Origin of the sequence: Pseudomonas sp. G11 (assembly GCF_029457515.1) — a bacterium.
Lineage (GTDB): Bacteria > Pseudomonadota > Gammaproteobacteria > Pseudomonadales > Pseudomonadaceae > Aquipseudomonas > Aquipseudomonas gorinensis.
The window spans coordinates 6,773,727-6,790,597 of sequence record NZ_CP120377.1 but is presented as its reverse complement, the minus strand read 5'-3'; the positions used below and the strand labels follow the sequence as shown (position 1 = coordinate 6,790,597).

The following is a 16,871-nucleotide window of genomic DNA, read 5'->3' as shown; positions in this document are numbered from 1 at the left end:
CCCATACTCCGCAGTCTATTGGTGCATCAGTTCTCCAATGCTGCGGAGTTGCCATGTTAATCAAATTGCCTAAAGCGTCCGATTGCCACGAATCGGATGTCACGCCTGAGTCTTTCTACCTATCCCGCCGCAGCTTGCTCGGTGGTGCGCTGGCGGGTGTTGCTGCCAGTAGCCTGCCGCGTTGGGCGAGTGCTGGCGAACCCGCGCGTTATGCTGATGTCGAGCCGGGTAAGGCTCCAGGTTGGTTTGCCGAGAAACTGACTGCTACGAAATGGCAGGCGGTGACGCTAAAGGACGAGGCTATCACCCCGTTCAAGGATGCGACCCACTACAACAACTTCTATGAGTTCGGTACGGATAAGGGGGATCCAGCATCCAATGCGGGGTCACTCAAGACTGAGCCTTGGAGTGTTGTGATTGATGGCGAGGTCGCGAAGCCTGGGCGTTATGCCCTGGAAGACTTCATGAAGCCTTACCTGTTGGAAGAGCGTATCTATCGTCTGCGCTGTGTCGAGGCGTGGTCGATGGTCATTCCATGGATTGGCTTTCCTATATCTGCTTTGCTCAAACAGGTTGAGCCAACCTCCAGGGCCAAGTACATCCGCTTTGAAACGCTCCAGGACCCCAAGAGCATGCCGGGGCAGCGTTCAAGTTTCGCCTTGATCGACTGGCCCTATGTCGAAGGGCTACGCCTGGATGAGGCAATGAATCCGTTGGCGATCCTTGCGGTGGGGATGTATGGACGAGAATTGCCCAATCAGAATGGTGCGCCCTTGCGTCTGGTGGTGCCGTGGAAATATGGCTTCAAGAGCGTGAAGTCCATTGTGCGAATCAGCCTGGTGAGCGAGCAGCCCAAGACCACGTGGCAGAGCATTGCGTCAGACGAATATGGGTTCTATGCGAATGTGAACCCTACAGTCGACCATCCTCGGTGGACGCAAGCGCGGGAGCGTCGTCTGCCGAGTGGCTTGTTCAGTCCGAATGTGCGCGAGACGCAGATGTTCAATGGTTACTCGGATGAGGTCGCCTCTTTATATACCGGCCTCGATTTGCGGAAGAACTACTGATGCGTTATCCGATCTGGCGCATCGGCGTATTCCTGGCCATCGTAGTGTGGCCCCTGTTCTGGCTATATGAAGCATGGAGCTTTGCTCTGGGGCCGGATCCAGGGAAAGTGCTGGTTGATCGGTTGGGGTTAGGGACCTTGATCCTGCTGCTGATCACGCTCGCAATGACGCCGTTGCAGAAGTTGAGCGGTTGGGCGGGATGGATAGTCGTACGCCGCCAGCTGGGGTTGTGGTGTTTTGCTTATGTAGTGCTGCACCTGGCAGCGTATTGCGTATTTGTCCTGGGCCTTGATTGGTCGCAGTTGGGTGTGGAGTTGCGCAAGCGGCCTTACATTATTGTAGGTGCGTTGGGGTTCCTCTCTCTGCTGATGCTGGCAGTTACTTCGAATCGCTATAGTCAACGCCGGCTAGGTAGTCGTTGGAAGAAGCTGCATCGCCTTGTGTACGTGATTCTCGGGCTCGGCTTACTGCACATGCTGTGGATTGTACGGGCCGATCTGAAAGAGTGGTCTATCTATGCGGCTATTGGCGCGTTGCTTCTCGTATTGCGGATACCGCCAGTAGCCCGTCGAATTCCCCGCCTTATTGCGAAAAAAGCACCTTCTGCGACAAAAGCGTAATTAACGCTTGACGGCAGATTCTGGAAGTCTATAATTCGCCCCACTTCCGGCGCAGTCGAAACGGAAAACTCCTTGGTAAACAAAGAGTTACGCAAGATTCGGCAGCGACCTGCTTCAGTTCATCGAAGCCCAGAAGGAGTTGGTAGAGCAGTGTCGTTTGGCTCTATTAACGTTTCGATCCTCTCGGTCGAAAGCGGAGAAAAAGAGGTGTTGACAGCAGCGTGTAACGCTGTAGAATTCGCCTCCCGCTAACGAGAGATCGGAAGCGCAAGTGGTTGAAGTTACAAAGGAAACTTTGAAAACTTCTGAAAATAATCACTTGACAGCAAATGAGGCTGCTGTAGAATGCGCGCCTCGGTTGAGACGAAAGATCTTAACCAACCGCTCTTTAACAACTGAATCAAGCAATTCGTGTGGGTGCTTGTGGAGTCAGACTGATAGTCAACAAGATTATCAGCATCACAAGTTACTCCGCGAGAAATCAAAGATGTAACCAACGATTGCTGAGCCAAGTTTAGGGTTTCTTAAAAACCCAAAGATGTTTGAACTGAAGAGTTTGATCATGGCTCAGATTGAACGCTGGCGGCAGGCCTAACACATGCAAGTCGAGCGGTAGAGAGAAGCTTGCTTCTCTTGAGAGCGGCGGACGGGTGAGTAATGCCTAGGAATCTGCCTGGTAGTGGGGGATAACGTTCGGAAACGGACGCTAATACCGCATACGTCCTACGGGAGAAAGCAGGGGACCTTCGGGCCTTGCGCTATCAGATGAGCCTAGGTCGGATTAGCTAGTTGGTGAGGTAATGGCTCACCAAGGCGACGATCCGTAACTGGTCTGAGAGGATGATCAGTCACACTGGAACTGAGACACGGTCCAGACTCCTACGGGAGGCAGCAGTGGGGAATATTGGACAATGGGCGAAAGCCTGATCCAGCCATGCCGCGTGTGTGAAGAAGGTCTTCGGATTGTAAAGCACTTTAAGTTGGGAGGAAGGGCAGTTACCTAATACGTGATTGTTTTGACGTTACCGACAGAATAAGCACCGGCTAACTCTGTGCCAGCAGCCGCGGTAATACAGAGGGTGCAAGCGTTAATCGGAATTACTGGGCGTAAAGCGCGCGTAGGTGGTTAGTTAAGTTGGATGTGAAATCCCCGGGCTCAACCTGGGAACTGCATTCAAAACTGACTGACTAGAGTATGGTAGAGGGTGGTGGAATTTCCTGTGTAGCGGTGAAATGCGTAGATATAGGAAGGAACACCAGTGGCGAAGGCGACCACCTGGACTGATACTGACACTGAGGTGCGAAAGCGTGGGGAGCAAACAGGATTAGATACCCTGGTAGTCCACGCCGTAAACGATGTCAACTAGCCGTTGGGAGCCTTGAGCTCTTAGTGGCGCAGCTAACGCATTAAGTTGACCGCCTGGGGAGTACGGCCGCAAGGTTAAAACTCAAATGAATTGACGGGGGCCCGCACAAGCGGTGGAGCATGTGGTTTAATTCGAAGCAACGCGAAGAACCTTACCAGGCCTTGACATCCAATGAACTTTCTAGAGATAGATTGGTGCCTTCGGGAACATTGAGACAGGTGCTGCATGGCTGTCGTCAGCTCGTGTCGTGAGATGTTGGGTTAAGTCCCGTAACGAGCGCAACCCTTGTCCTTAGTTACCAGCACGTTATGGTGGGCACTCTAAGGAGACTGCCGGTGACAAACCGGAGGAAGGTGGGGATGACGTCAAGTCATCATGGCCCTTACGGCCTGGGCTACACACGTGCTACAATGGTCGGTACAGAGGGTTGCCAAGCCGCGAGGTGGAGCTAATCCCATAAAACCGATCGTAGTCCGGATCGCAGTCTGCAACTCGACTGCGTGAAGTCGGAATCGCTAGTAATCGCGAATCAGAATGTCGCGGTGAATACGTTCCCGGGCCTTGTACACACCGCCCGTCACACCATGGGAGTGGGTTGCACCAGAAGTAGCTAGTCTAACCTTCGGGGGGACGGTTACCACGGTGTGATTCATGACTGGGGTGAAGTCGTAACAAGGTAGCCGTAGGGGAACCTGCGGCTGGATCACCTCCTTAATCGACGACATCAGCTGCTCCATAAGTTCCCACACGAATTGCTTGATTCATTGAAGAAGACGATAAAGAAGCAGCCCGAAATTGGGTCTGTAGCTCAGTTGGTTAGAGCGCACCCCTGATAAGGGTGAGGTCGGCAGTTCGAATCTGCCCAGACCCACCAATTTTGTGTGGGAAACGCCTGTAGAAATACGGGGCCATAGCTCAGCTGGGAGAGCGCCTGCCTTGCACGCAGGAGGTCAACGGTTCGATCCCGTTTGGCTCCACCACTACTGCTTCTAGACGTTGAAAGCTTAGAAATGAGCATTCCATCACTGCGATGGTGAATGTTGATTTCTAGTCTTTGATTAGATCGTTCTTTAAAAATTTGGGTATGTGATAGAAAGATAGACTGAACGTTACTTTCACTGGTAACGGATCAGGCTAAGGTAAAATTTGTGAGTTCTCTTAGTTGAGAAATTCGAATTTTCGGCGAATGTCGTCTTCACAGTATAACCAGATTGCTTGGGGTTATATGGTCAAGTGAAGAAGCGCATACGGTGGATGCCTTGGCAGTCAGAGGCGATGAAAGACGTGGTAGCCTGCGAAAAGCTTCGGGGAGTCGGCAAACAGACTTTGATCCGGAGATGTCTGAATGGGGGAACCCAGCCATCATAAGATGGTTACCTTACACTGAATACATAGGTGTAAGGGGCGAACCAGGGGAACTGAAACATCTAAGTACCCTGAGGAAAAGAAATCAACCGAGATTCCCTTAGTAGTGGCGAGCGAACGGGGACTAGCCCTTAAGTGGCTTTGAGATTAGCGGAACGCTCTGGAAAGTGCGGCCATAGTGGGTGATAGCCCTGTACGCGAAAATCTCTTAGTCATGAAATCGAGTAGGACGGAGCACGAGAAACTTTGTCTGAATATGGGGGGACCATCCTCCAAGGCTAAATACTACTGACTGACCGATAGTGAACTAGTACCGTGAGGGAAAGGCGAAAAGAACCCCGGAGAGGGGAGTGAAATAGATCCTGAAACCGTATGCGTACAAGCAGTGGGAGCCCACTTTGTTGGGTGACTGCGTACCTTTTGTATAATGGGTCAGCGACTTATTTTCAGTGGCGAGCTTAACCGAATAGGGGAGGCGTAGCGAAAGCGAGTCTTAATAGGGCGTCTAGTCGCTGGGAATAGACCCGAAACCGGGCGATCTATCCATGGGCAGGTTGAAGGTTGGGTAACACTAACTGGAGGACCGAACCGACTACCGTTGAAAAGTTAGCGGATGACCTGTGGATCGGAGTGAAAGGCTAATCAAGCTCGGAGATAGCTGGTTCTCCTCGAAAGCTATTTAGGTAGCGCCTCATGTATCACTGTAGGGGGTAGAGCACTGTTTCGGCTAGGGGGTCATCCCGACTTACCAAACCGATGCAAACTCCGAATACCTACAAGTGCCGAGCATGGGAGACACACGGCGGGTGCTAACGTCCGTCGTGAAAAGGGAAACAACCCAGACCGTCAGCTAAGGTCCCAAAGTTATGGTTAAGTGGGAAACGATGTGGGAAGGCTTAGACAGCTAGGAGGTTGGCTTAGAAGCAGCCACCCTTTAAAGAAAGCGTAATAGCTCACTAGTCGAGTCGGCCTGCGCGGAAGATGTAACGGGGCTCAAACCATACACCGAAGCTACGGGTATCACGTAAGTGATGCGGTAGAGGAGCGTTCTGTAAGCCTGTGAAGGTGAGTTGAGAAGCTTGCTGGAGGTATCAGAAGTGCGAATGCTGACATGAGTAACGACAATGGGTGTGAAAAACACCCACGCCGAAAGACCAAGGTTTCCTGCGCAACGTTAATCGACGCAGGGTTAGTCGGTCCCTAAGGCGAGGCTGAAAAGCGTAGTCGATGGAAAACAGGTTAATATTCCTGTACTTCTGGTTATTGCGATGGAGGGACGGAGAAGGCTAGGCCAGCTTGGCGTTGGTTGTCCAAGTTTAAGGTGGTAGGCTGAGATCTTAGGTAAATCCGGGATCTTAAGGCCGAGAGCTGATGACGAGTTATCTTTTAGATGACGAAGTGGTTGATGCCATGCTTCCAAGAAAAGCTTCTAAGCTTCAGGTAACCAGGAACCGTACCCCAAACCGACACAGGTGGTTGGGTAGAGAATACCAAGGCGCTTGAGAGAACTCGGGTGAAGGAACTAGGCAAAATGGCACCGTAACTTCGGGAGAAGGTGCGCCGGTGAGGGTGAAGGACTTGCTCCGTAAGCCCATGCCGGTCGAAGATACCAGGCCGCTGCGACTGTTTATTAAAAACACAGCACTCTGCAAACACGAAAGTGGACGTATAGGGTGTGACGCCTGCCCGGTGCCGGAAGGTTAATTGATGGGGTTAGCTAACGCGAAGCTCTTGATCGAAGCCCCGGTAAACGGCGGCCGTAACTATAACGGTCCTAAGGTAGCGAAATTCCTTGTCGGGTAAGTTCCGACCTGCACGAATGGCGTAACGATGGCGGCGCTGTCTCCACCCGAGACTCAGTGAAATTGAAATCGCTGTGAAGATGCAGTGTATCCGCGGCTAGACGGAAAGACCCCGTGAACCTTTACTATAGCTTTGCACTGGACTTTGAATTTGCTTGTGTAGGATAGGTGGGAGGCTTTGAAGCGTGGACGCCAGTTCGCGTGGAGCCAACCTTGAAATACCACCCTGGCAACTTTGAGGTTCTAACTCAGGTCCGTTATCCGGATCGAGGACAGTGTATGGTGGGTAGTTTGACTGGGGCGGTCTCCTCCTAAAGAGTAACGGAGGAGTACGAAGGTGCGCTCAGACCGGTCGGAAATCGGTCGTAGAGTATAAAGGCAAAAGCGCGCTTGACTGCGAGACAGACACGTCGAGCAGGTACGAAAGTAGGTCTTAGTGATCCGGTGGTTCTGTATGGAAGGGCCATCGCTCAACGGATAAAAGGTACTCCGGGGATAACAGGCTGATACCGCCCAAGAGTTCATATCGACGGCGGTGTTTGGCACCTCGATGTCGGCTCATCACATCCTGGGGCTGAAGCCGGTCCCAAGGGTATGGCTGTTCGCCATTTAAAGTGGTACGCGAGCTGGGTTTAGAACGTCGTGAGACAGTTCGGTCCCTATCTGCCGTGGACGTTTGAGATTTGAGAGGGGCTGCTCCTAGTACGAGAGGACCGGAGTGGACGAACCTCTGGTGTTCCGGTTGTCACGCCAGTGGCATTGCCGGGTAGCTATGTTCGGAATAGATAACCGCTGAAAGCATCTAAGCGGGAAACTAGCCTCAAGATGAGATCTCACTGGGACCTTGAGTCCCCTGAAGGGCCGTCGAAGACTACGACGTTGATAGGTTGGGTGTGTAAGCGCTGTGAGGCGTTGAGCTAACCAATACTAATTGCCCGTGAGGCTTGACCATATAACACCCAAGCAATTTGCTGACCTGAAAAGGCACCAGATTGCGGTGTGTGAAGACGAAACGAACCGAAAGTTCGAAGTTCACAAAACACCGAAAGCTATCACATACCCAATTTGCTGAAGCGAGGCCAACTGGCCACGACTCAGTACCCGAATTTCTTGACGACCATAGAGCATTGGAACCACCTGATCCCATCCCGAACTCAGTAGTGAAACGATGCATCGCCGATGGTAGTGTGGGGTTTCCCCATGTGAGAGTAGGTCATCGTCAAGATTAAATTCCGAAACCCCATTTGCGAAAGCAGATGGGGTTTTGTTTTGGGCGATCGAAAAGCGCAGGCGCAAGCGTGCTCATGCAGGACGATAACGCTGACGCGCACCGTCGGGCACACCGAACCCACTCCAAACCCCCCGCTTCTTGCATCCCGATACCGCCAATATTTGCCCACAGTGCTAAAGTCCCTCCCTCGATTTTTGCTTTTCCCAAGGAAGCCGTTATGCCGGACTCGACGTCCCTCAGCGCTGGATTCATGGTGGTTCACGGCAACCGCCTGGACGAACTGCGCAGCCTGGTGGTCAGTTGGATGCGACGATATCCACTGGCACCCTTGGAAAACGAAATCGCCTTGGTGCAAAGCAATGGCATCGCCCAATGGCTCAAATTGGCCCTGGCTGAAGATCCGGAAGATGACGATATGGGGGGCTGCGGCATCGCGGCGGCCATTGATGTGCAACTGCCGGGTAGCTTCATGTGGCAACTTTATCGGATGGTCCTTGGCCGTGACGAAATTCCGCCCAAGTCCCTGCTCGACAAAGCCCCGCTGACCTGGCGCCTGATGCGCCTGCTCCCGGAGCTCATTGATCAACCGCACTTCGAGCCCCTGCAACGCTTCCTGACTCACGACACGGACCTGCGTAAACGCTACCAACTCGCCGAACGTCTGGCCGACCTGTTCGACCAGTATCAGGTCTACCGTGCTGACTGGCTGGAAGATTGGGCCGCGGGCCGTCATCAGTTACGTAATGGTCGCGGTGAAACCAAACCCCTGAACCCGGCCAACTGCTGGCAAGCCGAATTATGGCGCGCGCTGCTGTTGGATGTCGGGGAGGAGGGCATGGCCCAAAGCCGTGCCGGCGTCCACCAGCGATTTATCGAGCGCATCAATAGCCTGAAACAAGCCCCCCCAGGCCTGCCTTCCCGAGTCATTGTTTTCGGCATTTCATCCTTGCCTGCGCAGGCACTGGAAGCCCTTGCCGGCCTGGCCCGCTTCAGCCAGGTCCTGCTGTGCGTGCATAACCCCTGCCGCCATCATTGGTCTGACATCGTCGCTGACAAAGACTTGCTGCGTAACGAATACAAACGCCAGGCGCGCAAGGCCGGTATGCCGGTGACCATCGACCCGCAGTCCCTGCACCAACATGCCCATCCATTACTGGCCGCATGGGGCAAACAAGGCCGCGACTACATCAGCCTGTTGGACAGTTACGATGATCCCAACAGTTACCGAGCCGCCTTCCGCGATGGCCGAATCGACCTGTTCAGCGAGACCGAGCCCACCACATTGCTCAACCAGCTCCAGGACGACATCCTCGAACTGCGCCCGCTCAATGAAACCCGCGATCTCTGGCCCGCCGTCGACCTGCAGCGTGACACGTCAATCCGCTTCCATATCGCTCATAGCGCCCAGCGCGAAGTGGAAATTCTCCACGACCAACTGCTTCAACGCTTCAGCGCCGATCCCACCCTACGTCCTCGGGACATCATCGTCATGGTCCCCGACGTCGACAGCTACGCGCCGCACATTCGCGCCGTATTCGGCCAGTTGGAACGAAGTGATCCACGCTTCATCCCCTTCACCCTCACCGACCAAGGACAACGCGGCCGCGACCCGTTGTTGATCGCCGTCGAGCATCTGCTCAAGTTGCCAGACAGCCGCTTCCCCGTCAGCGAGATTCTCGACCTGCTCGACGTCCCGGCCCTGCGTGAACGTTTCGCTATCAAAGAACGCGACCTGCCCACATTGCACCGCTGGATCGAAGGGGCCGGTATCCGTTGGGGACTCAACGCCGAGCAACGCGCCGGCCTGGGTCTACCCCATGAGCTGGAGCAAAACAGTTGGCGCTTCGGCCTGCGCCGCATGCTCCTGGGCTACGCCGTCGGCACCGGCACCGCTTGCGACGGTATCGAGCCTTATGACGAAATCGGCGGCCTCGACGCTGCCTTGATTGGCCCACTGGTGGCCTTGCTCGATGCCCTGAGCGATGCCCATCAAGCCTTGTCTCAACCTGCTGCTCCTCAAGCATGGGGCGAGCGTCTACAACGCTTGATGCAACTATTCTTCCTGCCTGGCAGCGAGCACGACGACTACCTGCTGGGCCAGCTTGAACAGCTGCGGGAAACCTGGCTGGAAACCTGTGAGTCCGTGGGCCTGCAGGACGAGTTACCGCTCACTGTCGTTCGTGAGGCATGGCTGGCCGGTCTGGATCAGGGCCGCCTTTCACAGCGCTTTCTCGCCGGAGCTGTCAATTTTTGTACCCTGATGCCCATGCGCGCGATCCCATTCAAGCTCGTCTGCCTGCTCGGTATGAACGACGGTGACTACCCGCGCGCGCAACCGCCATTGGATTTCGACTTGATGGGCAGCGATTATCGCCCTGGCGACCGTTCACGCCGCGAAGATGACCGCTACCTGCTGCTTGAAGCCCTACTGTCCGCGCGCGACCAGCTCTACATCAGTTGGGTCGGGCGCAGCATCCGCGACAATAGCGATCGCCCGGCATCGGTGTTGATTGGCCAACTGCGCGACCACATCGCCAGTGGCTGGCATAACGCCAATATTGCACAGCCACTTATTGAGGCGATGACCCAGGAACATCCGCTCCAGCCCTTTAGCGCCCGGTATTTTCACGAAGGTGACCCGTTGTTCAGCTACGCCCGTGAGTGGCAACTGCTGCACGAGGCCGCGGAGGCCACCCCTGACACGGCGGCATTGGCGGCCCATCGACAGGAAGAGCCCCTGAGCCTGGGCCAACTGCAGGACTTCCTTCGCAACCCGGTCAAACATTTCTTCAGCCAACGGCTGAAAGTTTTTTTCGAAGCCGCCGAAGTCCCGTTGGCCGATGAAGAACCCTTCGTTCTTGACGCACTGCAACGCTACAGTCTGAGCGACAGCCTGCTCAATGCCGCATTAAGCCAGCCCGATCACTTCGACCAGGCCCTCAACGCCCAGGCACTGCGCCTGCAAGGCAGTGGCCTGCTGCCGATGGTCGGGTTCGGCGAGCGCCTGCGTAACGAACTGATCGAACCTTTGCCTGACTTGTTACGCCGCTACCAACAGCTTCTAGCTCTCTGGCCAACCCCGCACACCGGTGCTGAACCGATCAGTTTCGAGCATCAGGGTATTCAGCTGGAAGGCTGGATCAGCGGCCTGCATCGACGCAGTGATGGCGGGTTGTTAAGCGTCACCACCATCCCCAACAGCATCGGTTCGATCAAGACGCGCAAGTGGCACCGCCTGATTCGCCCATGGGTCAATCACGTGGTCGCCTGCGCCTGCGGTCTGCCATTGAGCACCGGGTTGGTGGCCAGTGATGACACCCTGTTGCTGGCTCCGCTGGAAAAATCCAGCGCCCAGGGCATCCTCGGCGACCTGTTGCTCGCCTGGCATATCGGCATGAGCAAACCCTTGCCCATCGCGGTCAAAACCGCCTTCGCCTGGCTTGGCCAAACCGACCCGGCCAAAGCTCACGCTGCCGCCAGCAAAGCCTACGAAGGTGACGGCCTGACCACCGATGGCGAACGTCGCGAAACCCCGGCGCTCACCCGCCAGTTCCCCGACTACGCCGCCCTGATGGCCAGCGAAGAATTCGAAGGGTGGTGTGAAACCTTGTATCGGCCCTTTCTCAACGCCCCTTGGCGATCCCTGAACAGCGAGGAGGTCGGCGCATGAGCAGCAAACCCTTGGCCTTGGCATTCCCGCTAAAAGGCAGCCAGTTGATCGAAGCCAGTGCCGGTACCGGCAAGACCTTCACCATCTCCGCCCTGTACCTGCGCCTGGTACTCGGCCACGGTGGTGACGAGTCAGGCTTCGGCCGCGAACTGCTGCCCCCGCAAATCCTCGTTGTGACCTTCACCGACGCCGCCACCAAGGAGCTGCGCGAACGCATCCGTATCCGCCTGGCCGAAGCGGCGCGGTTCTTCCGCGATGAAATCAAACAACCGGATGCGCTGATCGCCGAGCTGCGCGAACACTATCTGCCCGAACAATGGCCCGCGTGTGCCAATCGCCTGGATATCGCCGCGCAATGGATGGACGAAGCGGCGGTCTCGACCATCCACAGTTGGTGCCAGCGCATGCTGCGCGAACATGCGTTCGACAGTGGCAGCCTGTTCACCCAGACCCTGGAAACCGACCATAGCGACCTGCTCGGCGAAGTGCTGCGCGACTATTGGCGGCTGTTCTGCTACCCGATGCACGACGATGCGCTCAACTGGGTGCGCAACAACTGGGGCGGGCCGGCCGCGCTGATGCCGCGAGTACGTGCGTTGTTCGGCAGCGAGCGGCCCACTGATGAGCATCGTGAGCCCGCCGAACTGATCAACGCCTGCCTGCAAGAGCGTCGAGCAGCCCTCGTTGCGCTTAAAGCGCCCTGGCCACAATGGGCCGCCGAGTTGCGCGACATCTGCCTGCAAGCCGTCGCCGCCAAAGCCGTCGATGGTCGCAAGATGCAAGCCCGCTACTTCGAACCCTGGTTCGAAAAAATCAGCGCCTGGGCCGCGGATGAAACCCTCGAACAACTGGATATCGGCACCGGCTTCACGCGTCTGACCCCCGATGGCATGGCCGAAGCCTGGAAGGGGGATCCGCCGCACCACCCGGGTATCGACGCCATGGTCGGCCTCAAAGCCGCCCTCGATGCGTTGCCAACCCCCGATGCCGCCGTGTTGCAACACGCCGCTGGCTGGGTCGGCAAGCGCTTCGAAGACGAAAAACGCCGCCGTGCCGAAATGGGCTTCGACGACATGCTGATCCGCCTCAATGCCGCCTTGCAATCAGACGGTGGCGAGCGTCTTGCCAGTGTGATCCGCGAGCAGTTTCCGGTCGCCCTGATCGATGAGTTTCAGGACACCGACCCGGTGCAATACAGCATCTTCGACAGCATCTACCGCATCGAAGAAAACCACCTCGACAGTGGCCTGTTCCTGATCGGCGACCCCAAGCAGGCGATCTACGCGTTCCGTGGCGCGGATATCTACACGTACCTGCGCGCCCGCCAATCCACCACTGGTCGTCATCACACCCTGGGCACCAACTTCCGCTCCAGCCATGCGATGGTCGAGGCGGTGAACCATGTGTTCCAGCGCGCCGAAAAAGGCCGCGGCGCGTTCCTGTTCCGCGGGCCGGATGGCGAAAACCCGGTGCCGTTCCAGCCGGTGTTGTCCCAGGGGCGCAAGGAGCAATTGCAGGTCGATGGCCAAACGCTGCCGGCGATGACGCTCTGGCACCTGCCCACCGATCAGCCGATTTCCAACGTGGTTTATCGCCAGCAACTTGCCGCCGCCTGCGCCACGCAGATTGTTGAACTGCTCAACGCTGGGCAGCAAGGTCACGCGGGTTTCCTGCAAGAAGACGGCAGCGTTAACGGCGTGCTGCCTTCAGCTATCGCCATCCTGGTGCGCGACGGCAAGGAGGCCCAAGCCGTGCGCGGCGAATTAGCCGCCCGTGGTGTGCGCAGTGTCTACCTGTCCGACAAGGACTCCGTGTTCGCCGCCCAGGAAGCCCATGATCTGTTGGCCTGGCTCAAGGCCTGTGCCGAGCCCGACGTCGAGCGTCCGTTGCGCGCCGCGCTGGCCTGCGTCACCTTGAACCTGTCACTGCCTGAACTGGAACGTCTGAACCAGGACGAGCTTGCGTGGGAAAGCCGCGTCATGCAGTTCCGCGGCTACCGTACGATCTGGCGTACCCAGGGCGTGCTGCCGATGCTGCGGCGCCTGCTCCATGACTTCAAGTTGCCGCAAACCCTGATGGCCCGCAGCGATGGCGAGCGAGTACTGACCAACCTGTTGCACCTCAGTGAGTTGTTGCAACAAGCGGCGTCTGAATTGGACGGCGAACAGGCCCTGATCCGCCATCTGGCCGAACACCTGGCGCTCTCCGGCCAAGCAGGTGAAGAACAGATCCTGCGCCTGGAAAGCGATGAGCAACTGGTCAAGGTGGTGACCATCCACAAGTCCAAGGGGCTGGAATACGACCTGGTATTCCTGCCATTTATCTGTTCGGCCAAACCGGTGGATGGCAGTCGCTTGCCGCTGCATTACCACGATGAAAACGGCAAGTCCCAGGTCAGCCTGCGCCCGACGGCCGCGTTGATCGCCCAAGCCGATGACGAGCGCCTGGCCGAAGACCTGCGCTTGTTCTACGTGGCCCTGACCCGGGCCAAACACGCCTGCTGGCTGGGCATTGCTGACCTCAAGCGCGGCAATAGCAGCAGCTCTGTGCTGCACCTTTCGGCGCTGGGTTATTTGCTGGGCGCGGGCGCGTCCCTGGGCGAATCTGCTGGCCTGGCGCGCTGGCTGCTGGATCTGCAGGAAGGCTGCCCCGCCATCCACTACACCCACGTACCCGAAGCGCAAGACAGCGTGTTTCATCCGCCGCGCAACGAAGCCACGCTGCTCCCCCCCTTGTTACCCAAACGCAAGGCGGCGGAAAACTGGTGGATCGCCTCCTACAGCGCCTTGCGCATCGGTGACAGCATGAGCGCCGCCAGCCTCGAAGCGCCGGAAAGCCCACAAGCCCAGAAGCTGTTCGACGACGAACGTCTCGACCCTGATGCACCGCGTGAAGTGGCGGCGTCCGGCGGCGACATTCACCGTTTCCCACGTGGCCCGAATCCAGGGACCTTCCTCCATGGCCTGTTGGAGTGGGCGGGCGAGGAGGGCTTCAACGTGACGTCGGAGGCGATCGAAAAAGCCGTGGGCGCGCGTTGCAATCGACGTAACTGGGAAGGCTGGATCGTCACCCTCAGCGGTTGGCTGAGCCACCTGTTGCAAACAGCGCTGCCGTTGCACAACGACCAGGTCACGCTCAGCGGCCTGCAGCAATACCAGGTCGAAATGGAGTTCTGGTTCGCCAGTCATAAAGTCGACGTGCTCGCCCTCGATAAGCTGGTGTGCCAGTACACCCACAACGGTGTCTCGCGGGTTGCCGCCGAGCCGGTCCTGCTCAATGGCATGTTCAAAGGCTTTATCGACCTGACGTTCGAGCATGACGGCCGCTACTACGTGGCGGATTACAAATCCAACTGGCTCGGCCCCGACGACTCCGCCTACACCCAGGCGGCCATGGAGCTGTCGATCCTCGAACATCGGTATGACTTGCAGTACGTACTGTACCTGCTGGCCCTGCACCGCCAGCTCAAGGCGCGCCTGCCGGGCTACGACTACGACCGCCATGTCGGTGGCGCGCTCTACCTGTTCCTGCGCGGCAGTCAGGCCGCCAGCCAGGGGGCGTACTTCACCCGTCCTCCACGGGAGCTGATCGAGGGCCTGGATTTGCTCTTCCAAGGTCAATCGATACCGCCCAAGGCCGAACCCGCCTGGGAACAAGGAGTGTTGCTATGAGCCTGTCGTCGTTACCGCTGGAGGCGTTGGCCCCCCTCAACCGCGCCGCTGACCTGGTGCAACTGCTGGAGCGTTGGGTTGACCGCGGCTGGCTGCGTGCGTTGGACAAAGCCTTTGTCGGTTTCCTGTACGAGCTCGACCCGCACGCCGATCCCCTGGTGTTGCTGGCGGCGGCGCTGACCAGCCACCAATTGGGCCATGGTCACGTGTGCCTGGACCTGTTCGAAACCCTCAAGGCACCGGACTTCGCCCTGTCATTGCCGCCCGAAGGCGACCTGCAAGCCGGCGCCATGTTGCTGCCTTCGCAACTGCTCGACGGCCTGGACGGTGCCCATTGGTGCCATACCCTGGCCGCGAGTCCACTGGTCGCCCTCGCGGTGGATGGCAGCGAGGCAGCGCAGAGTCGTCCGTTGGTGCTGTCCGGCAAGCGCCTGTACCTGCGGCGCTACTGGGCCTACGAGCGGCGCATCGATACGGCCCTGCGCCTGCGTCTGGCGACCGCAGAAACCGTTGCCGCCGATTTGCCCCAGCGCTTGAATGGCCTGTTCGACCAACCCGTGCCGGAAGGCATGATCGACTGGCAAAAGCTTGCCTGCGCCCTGGCCACCCGTGGTGCATTCAGCATCGTTACCGGTGGCCCCGGCACTGGCAAGACCACCACCGTGGTGCGTCTGCTGGCCTTGTTGCAGGCGCCGGCCGTGGAAAGCGGCACGCCCCTGCGCATTCGCTTGGCTGCGCCTACCGGCAAGGCGGCCGCACGTTTGACCGAATCGATCAGCCAACAAGTGCTGTCACTGAAAGTGCCTGACAGCGTGCGGGAAAAAATCCCGACCCAGGTCACCACGGTTCACCGCTTGCTCGGCAGTCGACCGGGCACGCGGCATTTCCGTCATCACCAGGGCAACCCGCTGCCGCTTGATGTATTGGTGGTGGACGAGGCCTCGATGATCGACCTGGAAATGATGGCCAACCTGCTCGACGCATTGCCGCCCCATGCGCGCCTGGTGTTGTTGGGCGACAAGGACCAGCTCGCCTCGGTGGAGGCCGGCGCCGTCCTCGGTGACCTGTGCCGCGACGCCGAGGCTGGCTGGTACAGCCCAGAAACCCGCCAATGGTTGCAAGCCGTCAGCGGCGAGGACCTCAGCGCCAGTGGCTTGCAGGAAGACCTCGATGGCGACCATCCCCTGGCCCAGCAAGTGGTGATGCTGCGTTACTCGCGACGCTTTGGCGAAGGCAGCGGTATTGGCCAACTGGCGCGCTGGGTCAACCAGCAAAACGCCGAAGAGGCCCGCCAGCTGTTGGCCGCCCGCAGCCACAACGACCTATTCTGCGTCAGCCTCAAAGGTGAGCACGACCACGCTCTGGAGCGGCTGGTGCTGGACGGGCAGGGCGATGGCGCCGAAGGCTATCGCTATTATCTGAACCTGCTGCAATCGGCGCGCCCGTCCTTCGACACCCCGCGGGAAGATCACGCCTGGACCCACTGGGCGCAGCAACTGCTGCAAGCCTTCGACGCCTTCCAGTTGCTATGTGCCGTGCGTAAAGGCCCCTGGGGAGTGGAGGGGCTGAACCTGCGCATCACCGCCGCCTTGCGCAAAGTGCGGCTGATCGAAGGTGACGAGCAATGGTACGAAGGCCGCCCGGTACTTATGACCCGTAATGACTATGGCCTGGGCCTGATGAACGGCGATATTGGCATTGCCCTGAAACTGCCCGAAAGCGACGGTGGCCCTCAGGTACTGCGTGTCGCCTTCCCACGGAACGATGGCCAGGGCGGTGTGCGTTTTGTACTACCCAGCCGCCTGAACGATGTGGAAACCGTGTATGCCATGACCGTGCACAAATCCCAGGGCTCTGAATTCACTCACACCGCCTTGATCCTGCCCGAGGCACTCAACCCGGTGCTCACCAAAGAGCTGATCTACACCGGCATCACCCGCGCCAAGCGTTGGTTCAGCTTGATCGAACCCCGCGGCGGCGTGTTTGAGGAAGCCGTGCGACGCAAGGTCAAGCGCTTGAGTGGGTTGATGCTGGAACTGGGGCACGAGGCTGAAAAAACTGACTGATAGGTCATGCAA

5 protein-coding genes, 2 tRNA genes and 3 rRNA genes are annotated in these 16,871 nt (G+C 57.8%); all 10 read left to right on the top strand.

Features of this window, described 5'->3' with window-relative positions; translation table 11 throughout:
• The first annotated feature begins 53 nt into the window (after positions 1-53).
• The 10 genes from msrP (at position 54) to recD (ending at position 16,859) form a co-directional block, all read left to right on the top strand.
• A complete protein-coding gene (gene msrP, locus P2T68_RS31325; RefSeq protein ID WP_277378734.1) occupies positions 54-1,067 on the top strand; it encodes a protein-methionine-sulfoxide reductase catalytic subunit MsrP in 1,014 nt (337 codons plus the stop codon).
• A complete protein-coding gene (gene msrQ, locus P2T68_RS31320; RefSeq protein WP_277378733.1) occupies positions 1,067-1,687 on the top strand; it encodes a protein-methionine-sulfoxide reductase heme-binding subunit MsrQ in 621 nt (206 codons plus the stop codon). Before msrP ends, msrQ begins: the two co-directional genes overlap by 1 nt.
• Positions 1,688-2,231: 544 nt before the next feature.
• Positions 2,232-3,768 (top strand): 16S ribosomal RNA (locus tag P2T68_RS31315).
• Positions 3,769-3,851: 83 nt separating this feature from the next.
• Positions 3,852-3,928, top strand: a tRNA-Ile gene (locus P2T68_RS31310).
• A gap of 30 nt (positions 3,929-3,958) precedes the next feature.
• Positions 3,959-4,034, top strand: a tRNA-Ala gene (locus tag P2T68_RS31305).
• A 247-nt stretch (positions 4,035-4,281) separates the two neighbouring features.
• Positions 4,282-7,173: ribosomal RNA gene (locus P2T68_RS31300) — 23S ribosomal RNA — on the top strand.
• 157 nt (positions 7,174-7,330) lie between these two features.
• Positions 7,331-7,446: ribosomal RNA gene (rrf, locus tag P2T68_RS31295) — 5S ribosomal RNA — on the top strand.
• Together the 16S, 23S and 5S rRNA genes with 2 tRNA genes alongside form the textbook arrangement of a ribosomal RNA operon.
• 223 nt (positions 7,447-7,669) lie before the next feature.
• Positions 7,670-11,122, top strand: a complete 3,453-nt coding sequence (recC, locus tag P2T68_RS31290) for an exodeoxyribonuclease V subunit gamma (protein ID WP_277378732.1) — start codon at positions 7,670-7,672, stop codon at positions 11,120-11,122.
• Positions 11,119-14,793, top strand: coding sequence for an exodeoxyribonuclease V subunit beta (gene recB, locus P2T68_RS31285; protein ID WP_277378731.1), 3,675 nt, complete (start codon positions 11,119-11,121; stop codon positions 14,791-14,793). The genes recC and recB overlap by 4 nt, the downstream gene beginning before the upstream one ends.
• Positions 14,790-16,859 carry an exodeoxyribonuclease V subunit alpha gene (gene recD, locus P2T68_RS31280; protein WP_069077015.1) on the top strand — a complete coding sequence of 690 codons (2,070 nt, stop codon included), beginning with the start codon at positions 14,790-14,792 and terminating at the stop codon, positions 16,857-16,859. The genes recB and recD overlap by 4 nt, the downstream gene beginning before the upstream one ends.
• Positions 16,860-16,871: the final 12 nt, after the last annotated feature.

What these genes read in the sequence shown, in the direction of transcription:
- msrP (WP_277378734.1), top strand. Translation starts at nt 54, where the DNA reads ATGTTAATCAAATTGCCTAAAGCGTCCGATTGCCACGAATCGGATGTC.
- msrQ (WP_277378733.1), top strand. Translation starts at nt 1,067, where the DNA reads ATGCGTTATCCGATCTGGCGCATCGGCGTATTCCTGGCCATCGTAGTG.
- recC (WP_277378732.1), top strand. Translation starts at nt 7,670, where the DNA reads ATGCCGGACTCGACGTCCCTCAGCGCTGGATTCATGGTGGTTCACGGC.
- recB (WP_277378731.1), top strand. Translation starts at nt 11,119, where the DNA reads ATGAGCAGCAAACCCTTGGCCTTGGCATTCCCGCTAAAAGGCAGCCAG.
- recD (WP_069077015.1), top strand. Translation starts at nt 14,790, where the DNA reads ATGAGCCTGTCGTCGTTACCGCTGGAGGCGTTGGCCCCCCTCAACCGC.